This is a genomic window from Pseudomonas sp. GV085 (genome assembly GCF_003050925.1).
In the GTDB taxonomy this organism is placed as follows: Bacteria; Pseudomonadota; Gammaproteobacteria; order Pseudomonadales; family Pseudomonadaceae; genus Aquipseudomonas.
In genome coordinates this window covers 88680-107587 of the sequence record NZ_QAOV01000014.1, presented here as the reverse complement: position 1 = coordinate 107587, position 18908 = coordinate 88680, and the positions used below count along the sequence as shown (strand labels likewise).

7 protein-coding genes are annotated in these 18908 nt (G+C 61.9%); 1 reads left to right on the top strand and 6 read right to left on the bottom strand.

Annotation, left to right across the window (positions count from 1 at the left end):
* Positions 1-2: 2 nt before the first annotated feature.
* The 5 genes from C8K63_RS25085 to C8K63_RS25065 form a co-directional block, all read right to left on the bottom strand.
* A complete protein-coding gene (locus C8K63_RS25085; protein WP_108219127.1) occupies positions 3-1043 on the bottom strand; it encodes an AraC family transcriptional regulator in 1041 nt (346 codons plus the stop codon).
* Between the two features lie 3 nt (positions 1044-1046).
* Positions 1047-2177 (bottom strand): carbon-nitrogen hydrolase family protein, encoded by a 1131-nt coding sequence (locus C8K63_RS25080; protein ID WP_108219126.1) that lies wholly within the window; start codon positions 2175-2177, stop codon positions 1047-1049.
* 231 nt (positions 2178-2408) lie between these two features.
* Positions 2409-3737, bottom strand: a complete 1329-nt coding sequence (locus C8K63_RS25075) for a TolC family outer membrane protein (protein ID WP_108219125.1) — start codon at positions 3735-3737, stop codon at positions 2409-2411.
* A 1-nt stretch (position 3738) separates the two neighbouring features.
* On the bottom strand, positions 3739-5079 hold the full coding sequence (locus tag C8K63_RS25070) for an HlyD family type I secretion periplasmic adaptor subunit (RefSeq protein ID WP_108219124.1): 1341 nt from the start codon (positions 5077-5079) through the stop codon (positions 3739-3741).
* 6 nt (positions 5080-5085) lie between these two features.
* Complete coding sequence (locus tag C8K63_RS25065) at positions 5086-6822, bottom strand: type I secretion system permease/ATPase (RefSeq protein WP_108219123.1); 1737 nt, start codon at positions 6820-6822, stop codon at positions 5086-5088.
* A gap of 669 nt (positions 6823-7491) precedes the next feature.
* On the opposite strand from C8K63_RS25065, the gene C8K63_RS25060 reads away from it, so the two are divergent.
* The gene (locus C8K63_RS25060) at positions 7492-18060 is read left to right on the top strand and encodes a peroxidase family protein (protein ID WP_108219122.1); all 10569 of its coding nucleotides are present in this window, start codon (positions 7492-7494) and stop codon (positions 18058-18060) included.
* A gap of 198 nt (positions 18061-18258) precedes the next feature.
* Here C8K63_RS25060 and C8K63_RS30220 read toward each other — a convergent pair whose 3' ends face one another.
* Complete coding sequence (locus C8K63_RS30220) at positions 18259-18645, bottom strand: hypothetical protein (RefSeq protein ID WP_146176408.1); 387 nt, start codon at positions 18643-18645, stop codon at positions 18259-18261.
* Between the last annotated feature and the right edge of the window lie 263 nt (positions 18646-18908).

Genomic DNA, 18908 nt, shown 5'->3' with positions numbered 1-18908 from the left:
CATCAGGCGGATTGGCGATGGCTGCGGCGAAATTCGCCGGGTGTCTGCCCGTTCCAGCGTTTGAAAGCGCGTTGAAACGCTTCGGCTGAGGCGAAGCCCAGCAGGTAGGCGATCTCTCCGAACGCCAGTTCGGTGTCGCGTATGTAAGTCATGGCCAGGTCGCGGCGGGTGTCGTTGAGAATCGCACGAAATTGTGTGCCTTCATCGGCGAGCTTGCGGCGCAAGGTCCAGGTGGGCAGCTTCAGGCGTGTCGCCACCTCTAGCAGGTCGGGCTCCCGGCCACCATTGAGCAAGGGTCCCAGCAGCGCGATGATGCGTTCACGCAGGCTGCGGGTGCGTGTCAGTTGTTCCAGTTCCCGCTCACACAGTTGCAGCAAATGCCGCCAGGTGCTCGGGCAATGCTCGGGGTTGCGCTGGGCGAGACTGGAAAGGCTCAAGCGCAGTTGATTGTGCTCGCCGCCAAACTGAATCGGACAGTCACCCAAAACATCATAGGCCGCGCGGTAACCGGGCTCCTCGAATTCGATCTCGATACGTTCGGCGCGCAGTGGGGCAGGGCTGACACTGGATAATTGATGCAACCAGCCAGCGATGATCGAATCCACCACGAAGCGGTTGTAAGCGTTGTAGGGGCTGATCGAATAGAAGCGCAGCCAGGCGCCCTGGGCGTCTTCGTGAAAGCTTGATTGGCCCCGATAATTCGAACCATACAGGGCTTCGAATCGAATCAGGCAGCGCGCGGCTTCACGTACGGTCGGCGCCTGCGCCGCAGTGATGCCAGCGAGGCCGGCCTGGCTCAGGCGACTGAGCTGGCCCATGCGCAAGCCAAGGGCCGGGTCGTCGGTCAGTTGAATGGCACCGTGGCCCAGGCGCATGTAGCGCGGAATCGACAGCCGTGCACCGGCTTCGCTCAGGCGCGCGGCATCGAGGCCGTATTGATCGAGCAGTGGCTGCGGATCGATACCATGACTGCGCACGGCATCGGCCAGGCTATGAACAAAACCCACCGACAGATCGCCGAGGCGCATTGGCTGCGGTTTCATGGCTTACAACCAGAGGTTCAGCAAACGCGCACCCTGGGCGTTGCCGTCGGCAAAGTGCTGGCCGTTGCTGCTGAGGAAACTATGTCCGGCGCTGCCCTGATCCCAGAACTGACCTCGCAGGAACACACTTATGCCAGCGACAGCCTGACTGGCCGGTATCCGGGTCGTGAGGGTCAGGCGCTGCCAGGCCTGGCCTTCACTGACTTCTCCAGGCTTCAAGTTGACCGACGCCGGTTCCGGCGATCCCCTGTAGCCGTGCCACGGTTGTTCCCAGGTGCCACGGCCGGCGACAAAGGCCGGTACTGCAACCAGCTGTGCGCTTTGGTCGTTGAGCTTGAGGTAGTTTTCCGGGTACCAGCTGTCGTGGCCGATCAGTACGCCCAGCCTTCCTGCTGGGGTATCAACGACGTTGAACGAGTGGTCGCCGTTCGCCTTGATCCCGTTCTGTACTGCGAAGAGCGGGTGCATCTGGCGCTGGGGCTGGCCGATCGGCACGCCTTCGCTGTTGAACACCACGCTGCTGTTGTACAGCGCACCGCGACCGATTTTCAGGGTGCCGTCGATGATGCTCGGTTCGGGCAGCACGATGGAGCCCGCCACCAGCGTTACGTGGAATTCCCTGGCCAGCCCTCCGAACAATGCCTGGTAGTCCCTGGCCATTGCCTTGGCTTTCATGCGCAGGTGGGCATCGTCCAGGCGGTTGCCGCCCTCGGCGCTGATCAACGCCTTGGCGAACTTCAGGGGGTTGCTCACCGCCAGCCAGTTCATGGCCTCCTTGAGAGTGCTGGCCTGATACAACTCATCCTTCTCGCCGCTGACCATCAGCCAGGTACCGATGTGTTCCGGCAACACGACGACGGTCTTGCCGTTCAACAATCCCTGGTCCCGGGCTGCCTGCAGATAGGCCGCGAGCTTGCGGTGCAGACGCTCGGGACTTTGATAATCGGTAGGAAACAGCTCGGGCTGAATGCCCAGCAGATTGCCACGGTCCGCAGGCGTACCCTGGTCGACTGCCAGGTTGATCCGCAGGTCCGAAAGGTAATGACCCACCGGCCGGTCCGCGGCCCACATCGCATAGGTCGTGAGGGCGGCGAGCAACGCCATGGAGAATGTCAGGTACAAGAGTTTGCGCATGGGGACACAGTTTACAGTCTGGAGCCGGGCGTGGCTTTTGATTTGGAACTGGATCGAGCATAAAGGGAATCAAGGGCTTAGTGGACGCGTTTCAACGTTGACTGTTTTTTCGCTGGCGGCTGCCTGTCTGCGCCGAGATGGAGCGATGAAGGGCCGGGTTAAAGGTAGGTGAGTTGACGGAGGGGAACGCCGGTCGGCCATCATTTGGCTCGACCGGCCGGCAGGTGAGCGTTATTTGGTGACCAGCAGTTCCGGGCCGAGGTACTCGTTGATCTGGTTGATATCGTCGTCGCCCAGGCTGCCCACCGATGAGGCCAGGCGCAGGCGCGACATCAAATAGCGCAACTTGGCGTCGAACAGATCGTGGCGCGCAACGAAGAGCAGCTCTTCTGCATTGAGGACGTCCGAGTTGGTGCTGGTGCCACCCTCTTTGAAGCCCTTGCGTGACGATGCCAGTGAGCGTTCGTTGGATTCCACTGCCTTCTCCAGCGCGCGAATGCGTTTGGCGCCGCTCAGGATGCCTTGATACTCACGGGTGGTTTCGGTGATGACTTCCTGTCGCGCGGCGTCGAGTTCATCCATGGCCTTATCGCTATTGGCACTGGCCTGGCGTGTCAGCGCGCTGACGCCGCCACCGCTGTACAGCGGGATATTGACTTCCAGCCCGATCGAGCCGTAGTGGTTGCGTTGATTCAACTCGGAGAGTGATTGGCTCTCACCCGCGGTGTAGCCGGCAATGAAATCCAGTGTTGGCCAGTGGCCAGCGCTGGCGCGCTTCACTTCTTCTGCTGCGAGGTCGCTGCTATAACGGCGCGCATGGATCAGCGGGCTATCGACCTGGGCTTTGACCAACCAGTCCTGCAGGTTGCTCGGTAGCAGCGGTGGTGTATCGAAGCTCGGGCGCAAGGTGGTCAGCGACTCGGGGGTTTCACCGATATATTCCTCGAGCTTGGTGCGCGCGTTGATCAGGTTGTCTTGCGCTTCGATCAGTTCGGCGTCGGCGAGGTCGCGGCGAGCGGTCGACTCGTCAATGTCGGTGACGGTGCCGGCCCCCAGCTCCATGCGCCGTTTTGCCGAGGCGAGCTGTTCTTCGAAGGCGTTCAGCTTGGACTTGGCCAGGACGATGGTTTCGCTGGCCAGGAGCACATCGAAATAGCTTTCGGCCAGGCGCACCGCGGCGTCCTGGGTTTTGGCATCGAACACCGCGACGCTGTAGTCGGCACGCTGCTGACCCTGGCGGTACTCGGCCATCTTCTGTTTGTTGAACAGCGGCTGGCGCAGGCGCACGTTGGCGCCCTTGGAGTCGTAATGGAGATCTCTGTCGACGTTGTTCTGGCTTTGGGAGCCATTGACCTTATTGTGGTAGCCCGAGGCATTGATCTGCGGTAGCAGGCCGGCCTTGCCAATGGCGCGGTTTTCCTCGCCAGCCTCTTTTTCATGCACGGAGGCCTGGTAGATAGGGCCCTGGAACAGCAACAGATCCCAGGCTTGCTTGAGGTCCATGGCACTGGCCGGCAGGGCCAGTCCCAGCAGGCAGAAGAGCAGGCAATGACGTTCCATCTCATTGTTCCTTGAATGAGCTGTCCACACGATCGAGCATTGGTTTAAGAAGATAGCTGATCATGTTGCGTTCGCCTGTCTTGATGGTGACGCTGGCGGGCATTCCGGGGCGAATGTGATTGCTGCCGAGCAGGCCCATGCCATCGGGCGTGACTTCCACCTGGGCCAGATAGAACGGTTGCTTGCTTTCCTCGTCCATCAGGCGGTCGGCAGAGATAGTCTTCACGCGGCCGGGGATGTTGGGCGTCTTGGCATGGTTGAAGGCCGGGAAGGAAATGTCCACGGGCAGGCCGGGGACCATTTTGTCGATGGCCTGCACGGGAATCATCGCGTCGACCTGCAGCGGTTCGTTGACCGGGACGATTTCCATGATCTTGAAGCCGGGCTGAATGACCCCGCCAACGGTGGCAATGCTCAGGCCCTGGACCATGCCATCGATCGGCGACCGAATCACCGTGTGGGTCACTTCATAGTCCAGCGAGCGCAAGCGGTCGGCCAGGGTGGTGTTTTCCTTGGCGGTGTCGGTCAGTTGCGATTCGACTTCCTTCAGGTAGTCGTGCTGGCGCTGCAGGATGCGCAGCTTGATTTCGGTGGTCTGGCTACGCACGCGGGCGATGTTGTTGAGGTTCTCGGCCTGACCGGCGGAGAGGTCGGCATTGCTGCGTTCCAGCTCAAGCAGGTGGTTGCGCGGCACATAGCCTTCGGCTGTCAACACGCGGGTGCCTTGCAGTTCCTGGTTGAGGAAGTTGATCTGCGAGGCGCGGGCGCTATAGACCTGCTGCAGGCCCTTGAGCTGCACCGCCGACGCGGCCAGGTTTTCCTGCAGGATGCTGATTTCGCCAGCGAGCCCAGCACGCCGGGTGTCCAGCAGGCGCTGTTGCAGGTCCATGGCGGCCTCCAGGCGGTGATCACCCTTGAAGCGCGTGAGCAACTCGGGATCGAAGTTCACCACAGCGCGGCCGTCACGTTCCGCTTCCAGGCGGTTTTCCACGGTCTTGCTGACGATGTACTGGGCGCTGACCGCACCCTCTTCGGCAGCGGCACGCAACGAGTCGAGGCGGACCACCTCCTGACCTTTTGTCACCAGATCGCCTTCGCGAACGAGAATGGCTTCCACGGTACCGCCGCTCAGATGCTGCACGGCTTTGCGATTGTTGGTGACCTTGACCGTGCCTGTCGCGACCACGCCGGCATCCAGCGGCGCCAGCCAGGACCACAGGAGGAAGCCGCCGAAGCCGGCGAGCACCAGCCACACGCCCCATCGCGCGGGCCTGCCGACGTCCAGATCTACCATGCTCCTGGTATCGGCTTTGATTATCTCGGTGTGTTGGCTCATTTGCATGATCGGTCACTCCCGCGCTTTGACGGAGGCCAGAGGGGTCGACGCGCCTGCCGGCATCACACTGGCCTTGCGCAGCGCTGCGAATACTTCATCGCGCGTGCCGAGCATCTGCACGCCGCCGTCGCGCAGCATCAGCACCTTGTCGACGGCGCAGAGTACGTTGGGACGGTGGGAAATCAGAATGACGGTGGCGCCACGGCCCTTGAGTTCGGCCAGGGCATCGACCAGGGCCTTTTCGCCAACGTCGTCGAGGTTGGCGTTCGGTTCATCCAGCACGATCAGATTAGGCTCGCCATACAACGCCCGGGCCAAGGCGATGCGTTGCTTCTGGCCACCGGAAAGCGGGCTGCCATCGGTGCCCAGACGAGTGTCATAACCCTGCGGAAAACGCAGGATCATTTCGTGCACGCCAGTGATCTTGGCGGCGCGGATGACGGCTTCGCTGTCCACTTCGCCAAAGCGCGCAATGTTGTCGGCGATGTTGCCTTCGAACAGCTCCACGTCCTGTGGCAGGTAGCCGAGCCAAGGGCCAAGTTCGCCCTTGTTCCAGGTGAATATGTCCGCGCCATCCAGGCGCACCTTGCCCGCCTGCGCCGGCCAGACGCCAACCAGCAGGCGGGCGAGGGTGGATTTGCCCGAGGCGGATGGACCGATAATGCCAAGGCTTTCGCCGGGGACAAGGCTGAAGCCCACGCCGCGCAGAATCGTGTTGTTGGTACCGGGGGCGCCGGCATACACATTCTCCACCGCGAGCATGCCCTGCGGCCGCTGCAGCGACATGCTCGGTGGCCGGCGCGGATAGTCGTGCAGCATCTCGTTGAGCCGGCCCCAGGCCGAACGGCAGCCGAGCAGTTGCTTCCACGACGCGATGACCTGTTCCACCGGGCCCAGTGCGCGACCGGTGAGAATCGAGCAGGCAATCATCATCCCCGGAGTGATCTTGCCTTCGATCGCCAGCAGCGCGCCAGCGCCGAGGATCAGTGACTGCAAGGTGATCCGCACGAAGCGCCCGGTGCTGCTGATCAAGGCCGCGCGGTCGGAGGCCAGCGTCTGCATTTCCAGAATGCGCAAATGGCTTTGGAACCAGCGCTTGCTGATCGACGGCAGCATGCCCATGGCCTCGATGACCTCGGCGTTGCGCAGGTTGTTGTTGGCGTATAGGGAGGAGGACAGGGCGGCCTGATTGGCTTCGGCTAGCGGCTTCTGCGTCGCCTTTTCAGTGAGATAAGCCAGACCCATCAGAATCAGCGAGCCGATCAGGGTGAGCAGTCCGAGCAACGGATGGATCAGATAGGCGACCAGCAGGTAAATCGGCGTCCACGGTGCATCGAAGAAAGCGAACAGGGAGTTGCCGGTGACGAACTGACGAACCTGCGCGAGATCTTGCAGCGCCTGGGCCGGATTACCTCCGGCGCGGCTCAGGTTGCGCTCGAATGCAGCGGTGAAAATGCGCTGGTTGAGGTCCATGTCGAGGCAGTTGCCGACCCGGATCAGCACGCGGGTGCGGACCATTTCCAGCGTGGACATCAGCAAGAACAGACCTACCACCAGCACAGTCAACATCGCCAGGGTCGTGACGTTGCGACTGACCAGGGCTCGATCATAAACCTGCAGCATATAAACGGCTGGCGTCAACATCATGACGTTTATGACACCGCTGAACGCTGCCAGCGAGTAAAAACTGCGGCGCAGGCGAAAAAGCGCGTCGGCCAGTTCGGAACGGATGCTCGACTGCTTGGGCATGTTGGTCCTCCCACTTCGAAAAGCCGGTTGCCCCTGAGGCGCAACAGTTAACGGTAAATGTCGTTCCGTAAACAGCTTATGGACACGCAGGCTGGTCGCTCTATGGATGGCGAGTCTTGCGAAATCGCTGCGTTGCTCCCTTATGCAGCAGCGTAGGTGGCGGCGAAACAGTTCGAAATAACATTTTGCTCTATACCTGCGCTCAACTTCCTATATGTCTTTTAAAAACAGCTAGTTGAGAGGCGTGACACCAGTCGTCTGTTTTAACGACGTAATATTGACAAAGATTTGCTATGGAACTTTAGTCTTAGTTATCGGGGGGTCCGCCCGCTGAAGCTTGCCATCGCTTTGGCAATGCAAAGCACGGTGATTCTCCCGAGAGGAGCCGAATCATGTCGTTCATTTCGTTCTTTTGCAGAGGAAAGGGACTGTCCAGGACGTTCGCCTTCACTTCCAGATTCCATGGCCCGCCCAGGGCTCGAATTCGCTCTGCCTGATCACCCGGCGAGCAACTCATTTCGCGAATTCCAGACGTGTATCCCGGGTCCCGGGTAACGCCAGCTCTCGCTAAAAAACATAACCAACAAACTGCGCAAGCCAGCACTTGACTTGGCGCGGCGGGACTTTCTCGTCCCGCGCCTTTACCCAGACATATCGAGGGCAATCCAAATGGCCAACTTTAATCAATCCGATCTTGAGTTCATTCTCCAGCAGATTTTCATCGCGGAGGCAAACTCGGCTGGTCAGTTGCTTGTCGACCTGATACCGAGCCCGGAATTCGCTTTCGGTCTGCGTACGGTCGACGGGACGTTTAACAACCTGAGTCTGCATCAGAGCGAGTTCGGCGCAGCCGACAACTTTTTTCCGCGCTTGACCACTCCAGTCTTCAGCCCGGCTGAGGCGGGCACCTCTTACACCCAGACCAGCGGCCTGGTGATCGACTCGCAGCCGCGCACCATCAGCAACCTGATCGTCAACGATACCGCCACCAACCCGGCGGCGGTCGCGGCCACGTTCGATCCCGGTCTGGATGGCATCCTCGGCACGGTTGACGATGTCTTGAAGGCTGGTGCGCAGGTCGTTACTGGAACCCGTACCGACGGCACGACGTTCCAGACCTTTTTCATGCCTAACGTGGCGCCGGACGCGGGCCTGTCCGCGCCGTTCAACTCGTGGATGACCTTCTTCGGTCAGTTCTTCGACCACGGCCTCGACCTGGTGACCAAGGGCGGCAGCGGCACGGTGTTCATCCCGCTGCAGCCGGACGATCCGTTGTTTGTTCCGGGTAGCCCGACCAACTTCATGGTGTTGACGCGGGCCACCAACCTGCCCGGGCCCGATGGCATCCTCGGCACCGCCGACGACATCCACGAGGCTTCAAACACCACCACGCCGTTCGTCGACCAGAACCAGACCTACAGCTCGCATCCCTCGCACCAGGTATTCCTGCGCGCCTATGAACTCGATGCCGCCGGCAAGCCGATGGCGACCGGCGAACTGATCACCAATCGTGACCTTGGCGCCGATGGCCTGTTCGGCACGGCCGACGACGTCGCAATCGGCGGGATGGCCACCTGGAAAGTGGTAAAAGCGCAGGCGCGCGACCTGCTTGGCATTAATCTTACCGATGCCGATTTCGACAACGTGCCGCTGCTCGCCACCGATGCCTACGGCAATTTCCTCAGGGGCCCGAACGGCTTCCCGGTGGTCATGATGAGGGGCGCGGATGGTATTGCCGATACCGCCGATGATATTCTCGTCGAGGGTAATCCTGCTGCGCCGATCAGCCTGGTCAATGCCGTGCGCACCGGCCACCAGTTCCTCATCGATATCGCCCACACCGCGGTTCCGGTGGACAGCCAGACCGGTGCGCCACTGACGGCCGATGCCGACCTCGTTGCCGGCGGCCCGGTGGCCGCTGGCTTCTACGACAACGAGCTGCTCGACGCGCACTACATCGCCGGCGACGGCCGGGTCAACGAGAACATCGGCCTGACCACCGTCCACTCCATCTTCCACTCGGAGCACAACCGGCTGGTCCAGCAGACCAAGGACACGGTCCTCGCCTCAACGGCCGCCGGCGACCTGACGTTCCTGAACCAGTGGCTGCTGACGCCCGTCACGGCTGTTCCTGCTGATCTGACGACCTTGAACTGGAACGGTGAGCGCCTGTTCCAGGCGGCGAAATTCGGCACCGAGATGCAGTATCAGCATCTGGTGTTCGAAGAGTTTGCGCGTACCGTTCAACCGCAAGTCGACGCCTTCCTGGACTTCGATGACACGATCAATCCGGCGATCGTCGCCGAGTTCGCGCACACGGTCTTTCGCCTCGGCCACTCGATGCTGACCGAGACCATCGACCGGCTGGACCCCAACTTCGTCTCCAGCGAGATCGGCCTGATTCAGGCCTTCCTCAACCCGCTGGCGTTTGCGACCAGCGGCCCGACGCCTGCGCAGGCGGCCGGCGCCATCGTCCGCGGCTTGACGCGCCAGGCCGGCAACGAGATCGATGAGTTCGTCACCGAAGCGGTGCGCAACAACTTGCTGGGCCTGCCGCTCGACCTGCCCGCCCTCAACATCGCGCGCGGCCGCGATACCGGCATCCCGTCCTTGAACGAGGCGCGCCGTGAGTTCTACGCCGGCACCGGCGACAACCAGCTGAAGCCCTACACCAGCTGGGCCGATTTGGTGCAACACCTGAAGCATCCGGAGTCGCTGATCAACTTCATCGCCGCCTACGGCACGCACGCCTCCATTACCAGCGCCACCACGCTCGACGCGAAACGCGTAGCGGCCTCTCTCCTGGTGTTGGGCGGCGTCGGTGAGCCGGTGGATCGCCTGGACTTCCTCCACAGCACCGGTGTCTGGGCGAACAACGCCGGGGCGGACGGTATTGCGAACACCGCAGACGACGTTACCATCTCCGGCGTTGATGACATCGACTTCTGGGTCGGTGGCCTGGCCGAGGAAAAAATGCCGTTCGGCGGCATGCTCGGCTCGTCCTTCAACTTCGTCTTCGAGGAGCAGCTTGAGAATCTGCAGAACGGCGACCGGCTCTACTACCTGCACCGCACCCAGGGACTCAACTTCCTGAGCGAGCTCGAGAACAACTCGTTCGCCAAGATGGTGATGCTCAACACCGACGCGACCCATCTCCCGGCGCTCGCCTTCTCGACCCCGACCTTTACCCTTGAGGTCGACCCGACCAGACAGTTCAACCGGAGCGTGATTGCCGGTCCGGACGGCATACTGGGCACCGTCGACGACCTGCCCGGCAATGCCGATCCCACTGGCGGCATCATCATCAACGGCGTCGTGATCACGCCGCTGGTCATCCGCGACAACCCCAACACGGTCGGTCCCGATACCAACTACCTGCAGTACACCGGCGAAGACCATGTGGTGCTCGGCGGCACGGTCGGCAATGACATTCTCGTCGCTGGCGACGGCGACGACACGCTCTGGGGCGACGCCGGCAATGATCGCCTCGAAGGCGGCTACGGCAATGACGAGATCGAGGGTGGCGATGGCGACGACATCATCACCGACGCGGGCGGCGACGACGTCATCCACGGAGAGGCCGGCAACGACGTCATTCACGGTGGTAACGGCGTAAACCTGATCCTCGCCGGTGACGGCAACGACTTCATCGTGACCGGCGAGGACTTTTCGGAGGTCTTCGCCGGCGCCGGCAATGACTTCATGCTCGGCAGCCGGGTGAACTTGCCAATGACGGGCGGCGATGGCGACGACTGGATCGAGGTCGGGAACCAGGACGGCTCCCCCGGCGATAATTTCGCCGGTAACCTGCCACTGGCTCTGCTGGCAGAGGTGGTCGGCGGCAACGACGTCTTCAGCGGTGACGGGGGCTTCGATGAAATGATCGGTGAAGGCGGCGATGACCTCTTCATCGGCAGTGAGGGCCCGGACAAGATGTTGGGCATGTCGGGTTTCGACTGGGCCACCTACAAGGATGATCGTTTCGGCGTGACTGTGGACATGAACCGCATCGTCTTCGAACAATCGGCCCTGTCGCCTTCTGTTGCAGGCGTGCATACCAATTTCGCCCAGGTGGAAGGTCTGTCGGGGTCGGTGTTCAGCGACATGCTGACCGGCGATGATGCCGACGCGCTCACGATCGCCGCTGCCGGCGTCCAAGGCAGCGTGCTCACCAATATTGACCTCATCGCCGGTCTGCGGGCGTTTCTTGGCGCGGCTGCAGCCGGCCCGGACGGTATCGTGGGCACGGTAGACGATCAGTTCGGCGCGGGCAACATCCTCCTCGGCGGTGGTGGCAGCGACATCATCGAAGGCCGCGGCGGTGACGACCTGATCGACGGCGACATGTGGCTGAATGTGCGCATCAGCGTGCGCCAGAACCTCGACGGAACCGGGCCGGAGATCGCCACCTTCGACAGCATGAAGCCCATGATCCCGTTCATGCTCGATGGTACCTTCAACCCCGGTCAGCTCGTCATCGTCCGCGAGGTCCTGACGGCGGCCCCCGCCTTTGACACGGCCTTGTTCACCGGTAACCGGCTCGACTATACCGTCACCACTGTGGGCGGTGTGACCACCGTGGCCGACAATGTCGTCGGTCGCGACGGCACCGACCGCCTCACCAATGTCGAGCGGCTGCAGTTCAACGATCAGTCGCTCACCCTGCCAGGCGGGGTCGGGCTCAACAACGACCCGGTGGGCTTGCTGACCATACTCGATGCTGCCAGCAACACCCCGGACGCTACGCCGACCACGGGTCAACTGCTGAGGGTATCGGCTGCCGACGTGACTGATGCGGACAACGTCGCTACCGGCGGTGCGATCGCCGGACCGATCGCCTTTTTCTGGCAGTTCGAAGCGATTCCGGGCTCGGGCGTCTTTCAAGACATTATCCGTCTTGTCGACGGCGGGGCAGCCTCGCAGCGTATGTCCGGGCCGACCTTCACGGTGACCCCGGATCTCGCCGGGCTGGAATTGCGCGTCAGGGCCGTCTTCAAGGATGAAAATGGCGTGCTCGAGACGGCGTTCTCTGCTCCAACCGCGGCGGTCGTAGCCGGCGTCGCTCCGCCACCGGCAGCCCCGCTGCCGGCCGAGACTCCGGTTGCCAGCACTGGTGTGCACTATATCCGGGCCGATCTGCAGTTCATTCTCGATCAGATTCTGATCGCGGAAAGGAATGCGGCCGGTGAGGATCTCCTCAGCATGCTGCCAAATGCACGGGTGGGTATGGGCCTGCGCACGGTCGACGGGTCGTTCAACAACCTGGTGACGGCTCAGAACGAGTTCGGTGCAGCCGACACGATCTTCCCGCGACTGGTTCCGGCGCAGTTCGATACGGCGGAGGCGGGCACCACTTACGCCCAGACCAGCGGCCTGGTGACCGACTCGCAGCCGCGCACCATCAGCAATTTGGTCGCCGACAACACCGCCACCAACCCGGCGGCGGTCGCGGCTACGTTCGATCCCGGTCTGGATGGCATCCTCGGCACGGTTGACGATGTCTTGAAGGACGGTGCTCAGGTGATTACCGGAACCCGTACCGACGGCACGACGTTCCAGACCTTTTTCATGCCTAACGTGGCGCCGGACGCAGGTCTGTCCGCACCGTTCAATACCTGGATGACCTTCTTCGGTCAGTTCTTCGACCACGGCCTGGACCTGGTGACCAAGGGCGGCAGCGGCACGGTGTTCATCCCGCTGCAGCCGGACGATCCGCTGTTCGTTCCGGGCAGCCCGACCAACTTCATGGTGCTGACGCGGGCCACCAACCTGCCCGGGCCCGATGGCATCCTCGGCACCGCCGATGACATCCACGAGGCTGCAAACACCACCACGCCGTTCGTTGACCAGAACCAGACCTATACCTCGCACCCTTCGCACCAGGTGTTCCTGCGCGCCTACGAGTTCAATGCCGCCGGCGCGCCGGTGGCGACCGGCAATCTGATCACCAATCGTGACCTGGGCGCCGATGGCGTGTTCGGCACGGCCGACGACGTCGAAATCGGTGGCATGGCTACCTGGAAAGTGGTCAAGGCGCAAGCTCATGACCTGCTCGGGATCAATCTCACCGATGCCGACTTCGACAACGTGCCGCTGCTCGCCACCGATGCCTACGGCAATTTCATCAAGGGCCCGAACGGCTTCCCGATGGTCATGATGACGGGCCCGGATGGTATTCCCGATACCGCCGATGATGTGCTCGTCGAGGGAGATCCTGCTGCGCCGATCAGCCTGGTCAATGCCGTGCGCACCGGCCACCAGTTCCTCATCGATATCGCCCACACCGCCGTTCCGGTGGACAGCCAGACCGGTGCTCCGCTCTTGGCTGACGTGGATAACGTTGCCGGCGGCCCGGTGGCCGCTGGCTTCTACGACAACGAGCTGCTCGACGCGCACTACATCGCCGGCGACGGCCGGGTCAACGAGAACATCGGCCTGACCACCGTCCACTCCATCTTCCACTCGGAGCACAACCGTCTGGTCCAGCACACCAAGGATGTGGCCATCGCCTCCAACGATGTCAACTTCCTGAACCAGTGGCTGATGCCCAATGCCCAATTGTTGGTGTTGCCAACAACCGCGGCTGAGATCGCTGCCCTGCAGTGGAACGGAGAGCGCCTGTTCCAGGCAGCGAAATTCGGTACCGAGATGCAGTATCAGCACCTGGTGTTCGAAGAGTTCGCGCGTACCATTCAGCCGAACATCGATCCCTTCATTCCTGAACACCAGAACTATCAAACCGAGATCGACCCGGCGATCGTCGCCGAGTTCGCGCACGCGGTCTACCGCCTCGGCCACTCGATGCTGACCGAGACCATCGACCGGCTGGACCCCAACTTCGTCTCGAGCGATATCGGCCTGATTCAGGCCTTCCTCAATCCGCTGGCGTTTGCCGCCAGCGGCCCGACGCCTGCGCAGGCAGCCGGTGCCATTGTCCGCGGCGTGACGCGTCAGGTCGGCAACGAGATCGACGAGTTCGTCACCGAAGCGGTGCGCAACAACTTGCTGGGCCTGCCGCTCGACCTGCCCGCGATTAACATCGCGCGCGGCCGTGATGCCGGGCTTCCGACCCTGAACGAGGCGCGTCGCGAGTTCTACACCTCGACGGGCGACAGCAACCTGAAGCCTTACATCAGCTGGGCCGATTTGGTGCAACACCTGAAGCACCCGGAATCGCTGATCAACTTCATTGCCGCCTATGGCACGCACGCCTCCATTACCAGCGCCACCACGCTCGACGGGAAACGCGCCGCGGCCTCTCTCCTGGTGTTGGGCGGCGCCGGCGAGCCGGCGGACCGGCTGGACTTCCTCAATAGCACCGGCGCTTGGGCGAGTGGCCCGACCGGCGTCACCATCACCGGTCTGGACAACATCGACCTCTGGATCGGCGGCCTGGCCGAGGAAAAAATGCCGTTTGGCGGCATGCTCGGCTCGACCTTCAACTTCGTGTTCGAGAACCAGATGGAGAAGCTGCAGAACGCCGACCGCTTCTACTACCTGGATCGCAACGCGGGGCAAAACTTCGTTACCGAGTTGGAGAACAACTCGTTCGCGAGGCTGGTGATGGCCAACACCGATGCGACCCACCTCCCGGCCGTCATGTTCTTGACTCCGGCCTTTACCCTCGAGGTCGATCCGACCAGGCAGTTCAATGAGAGCGTGATTGCAGGTCCGGACGGCATAGTAGGCACCGTCGACGACCTGCCCGGTAATACCGATCCTGTCGGCGGCAGCGCCCTGGTTCCGCTGGTGATTCGGGACAACCCCAACACGGTCGGTCCCGATACCAACTACCTGCAGTACACCGGCGAAGACCATGTGGTGCTCGGTGGCGCAGCCGGCAATGAAACTCTCATCTCTAGCGAAGGCGACGACACGCTCTATGGCGACGGCGGCAATGATCGCCTGGAGGGTGGCTACGGCAACGACTTCATCATCGGCGGCGATGGTGACGACATCATCAGCGACATAGGCGGCGACGACACCATCCACGGTGGCGACGGCAACGACGTCATCCACGGCGGCAACGGCCTCAATCTGAGCCTCGGCGGCTTCGGCAAGGACTTCATCGTCAGCGGCACGGACTCCTCGGAGGTCTTCGGCGGCGCGGGTGACGACTTCATCCAGGGCAGTGTCGCCGACGAACAACTGATGGGCAACGAAGGCGACGACTGGATCGAGAGAGGAACCGCCGATGGCGCTCCCGGCGACAATTTCGACCCGAACGGGCTCGACCCGATACGCGGCAACGACATCTTCATCGGCACCGGCTCGCCCGACAGATTCATGGCCGAAGGCGGCGACGATATCATGTACGGCAACGGCGGTGCGGGCGACCGCTACCTGGGTGGTTCCGGTTACGACTGGGCCGGTTTCAAGGACGACTCGTTCGGCGTGAGCGTCGATCTGGGCCTCGCCGACATCGTTCTCGGCGCGCCACTGCCGGAGTTGGCCGCAACCGTGGCTCGGTTCCGCCAGGTGGAAGGTCTGTCAGGATCGCACTTCAGCGACATCCTGCGCGGCAATGATGCCGATGCGGCCGTGATCGCGGCCTCTGGAGCCTTGGGCAGCGTGCTTACCAACTTCGACCTGATCAGCGGCCTGCGCTCGTTCGTCGGCACCGCTGCAGCCGGCGCGGACGGCATTCTGGGTACGGCCGACGATCAGTTCGGCGCCGGCAACATCGTCCTCGGCGGCGGCGGCAGCGACATCATCGAAGGTGGTGGTGGCGATGACCTGGTCGACGGTGACAAGTGGCTTAACGTGCGTATCAGCGTGCGGCAGAACATCGACGGCACAGGTCCGGAGATCGCAACGTTCGACAGCATGGTCCCGTTGGTGCCGCTCATGCTCAACGGCACTTACAACCCCGGCCAACTCGTCGCCGTCCGTGAGATCCTGACGGATGCGCCTGACCCCCTTAACCCTGGCCATTCCTTCGACACGGCCCTGTACACCGGCCTTCTGGCCGACTACACCGTCATCGAGAACGTCGACGGCACCGTTACGGTCACCGACAGTGTCGTTGGCAGGGACGGGATCGACACCCTCAGCAATATCGAGCGGCTGCAGTTCGCCGATCAGTCGCAGGTTCTCGTCGCTGGCTTGAACGCCGAGCCGGTGGGCTTGCTGAGGGTCAGCGATGGCACGCCGGCCGTTGGCCAAGTGTTGACGGTGTTGGCCGACACCGTCCGCGATGCGGACAATGTCACTACGGGCGGTGCGATCACCGGTCCCATCGCCTTCGTATGGCAGGTCGAAACGAACCCAGGCACCGGTATCTTCGACGACATCGGTATTGTGCTCGGAGGCGGACTAGGAACCGCGACCGGCTCGACCTTCACGGTGACCGCGGCTGAGCTGGGACTGGCGCTACGTGTCAGGGCTATCTATCAGGACGGCCAGGGCGTGCTGGAAAGTGTGTTCTCGGCGCCGACCGCGCCAACTGCGCCGCTCGGCGGCAGCCCCGTCAACGCCCTACCGGTCGGCACTGTGCTGATCAGCGATACGACCCCCACGTTAGGCTCGACCTTGACCGCCACGGATGCGTTCACCGACGCCGACGGGACCACAACCTCGGTGATCAGCCATCAGTGGCAGGTGGGGAGCGGTGCGATCTTTGCCGACATCGCCGGTGCGACGGGCACGACCTTCACGCTCAGCCCGGCGCAGGTCGGTCAGCAACTGCGTGTCGTCGCGAGTTACACCGATGACCTCGGCACACTCGAGCTAGTCACCTCTGCCGCAACGACAGTGGTCGGTAATCTGTTTGTCGGTACCGCCGGTGCCGACATATTCACCGGCACGGCAGGCGACGACATTGCCAGCGGAGGTGATGGCAACGACATCCTGAACGGCTTGGGCGGCAACGACATCCTCAATGGTGACGCGGGCAATGACATGCTCATCGGGGGGGTGGGGGCCGATACGATGGCCGGCGGTGTTGGCGACGATATCTACGAAGTCACCGACCTTGGGGACGTGGTGACCGAGCTCGGCGGTGAGGGTATTGACACGGTCTGGACCTCGCTCTCGGGCTACACCCTGAGTGCCAACGTCGAGAATCTGTTTTTCGGCGGCAGCGGCAACTTTGCGGGCACCGGTAACGCGCTCGACAACACGCTCGTGGGCGGTGCGGGTATTGATGTCCTGATCGGTGGCGCAGGTGCCGACACGATGGCTGGCGGTGGCGGCAGCGATGTCTACGAAGTCACCGACCTTGGGGACGTGGTAAGCGAGCTCGCCGGTGCCGGCAGCGACACGGTCTGGACCTCGCTCGGGAGCTACGTCCTGGGTGCCAACGTCGAAAACCTGTTTTTCGGCGGCAGCGGCGACTTTGCGGGCACCGGTAACGCGCTCGACAACACGATCGCGGGGGGGGCGGGTAATGACATCCTCGTCAGTGACGCAGGTAACGACATCCTCATCGGTGGCGCAGGTGCCGACACGATGGTCGGTGGCGTCGACAACGATGTCTACGCAGTCGACAACCTCGGGGACGTGGTAACCGAGCTCGCCGGTTCTGGTAGCGACACGGTCTGGACCTCGCTCGGGAGCTACGTCCTGGGTGCCAACCTCGAAAATCTGTTTTTCGGCGGCAGCGGCGACTTTGCGGGCACCGGCAACGCGCTCGACAACGTGATCGTGGGGGGGGCGGGTAATGACATCCTCGTCAGTGCCGCAGGTAACGACCTCATCATCGGTGGCGCAGGTGCCGACACGATGACCGGCGGTGTCGGCAACGATGTCTACGAAGTCTCCGACCCTGGGGACGTGGTGAGCGAGCTTGGCGGTGAGGGTATTGACACGGTCTGGACCTCGCTCGGGAGCTACGTCCTGGGTGCCAACGTCGAGAATCTGTTTTTCGGCGGCGGCGGCGACTTTGCGGGCACCGGCAACGCGCTCGACAACACGATCGCGGGGGGGGCGGGTAATGACGTCCTCGTCGGTGGCGCAGGTAACGACGTGATGAGTGGCGGCGTCGCCGGCAACGATATCTTCGCGTTTGCCCCAGGCTTCGGCACCGATACGATCCTGAACTTCGGAGCCAATCCGGGCGCAGGGCAGGACTTGCTGAATATCACGGGGATGGGGGTCACCAGCGCGGTGTTCGCGACCAACGTGAGCATAACGGCTGACGGGGCGGACACGGTGGTCGGGATCGGGGCGGACTCCATCCGCCTCGTGGGTGTCAACAGCGCGGCCGTTGATCAGACGGACTTCATACTAGTCGTCTGAGGTCCTGGTCAGTACCGTCGCAGGAGGGCGGAACAGTAGAGGGGAGGGCAATGGATGCCCTCCTTTTCTCCTTCCACTCAATTGCCTCATGAATGCATTCGGTGTGGGAATTCAGGGAGGGTTGAATCGACCAGGGTTTTGCAGCGATAGCGATGACATGGCGTTGCGAGCTGCTCTCGCATAGTCGGAGACGTTTTTCTATTTTTCCGGCGTGAAATAGCTCTTTTCAATAGCTTTGCGGGTAGAGGCAATGATTTCCTTGTGAGTTCGTTCTTTCTCGACTGCTCGGGACAGGACTGGCGCTCCCACACATTGAGCGATGACGGCCCATGCCGCATCAGGGCTACGGAGACTATCGGCCCAGGCTTTCTGTATTTGCTTCAGACCTTTTTCGACGGCCAGCCGTACCTCCGGTTCGGCGCGCGCAATCTCTCCACCCAAGGCCGGAAGGACACAGCCTTTTTCTGGATGAAGGACATGAAAGGTAGTCAGGTAGTTGCGTAAACATTGCTCCAGCTGTTCGCCTGATGCGTTTTGTCCACCCGCCAGCATTTCGCTGCTTTTTCTAATCTCATCCTCGATCACTGCCTGAAGCAGCGGCTAGAAATAACATTTCGCTCTATACCTGCACTCAATTTCCTATATGTCTTTTAAAAACAGCTAGTTATGACTCCTAAAGCCGGTCATCTGTTTTAACGACATAATATTGACAAAGACTTGCGATGGAACTTTAGTCTTAGTTATCGGGGGACCCGCCCGCTGAAGCTTGCCATCGCTTTGGCAACGCAAGGCGCGGTGCCTTTCCCGAGAGGAGCCGATTCATGTCGATCATTTCGTGCTTTTGCAGA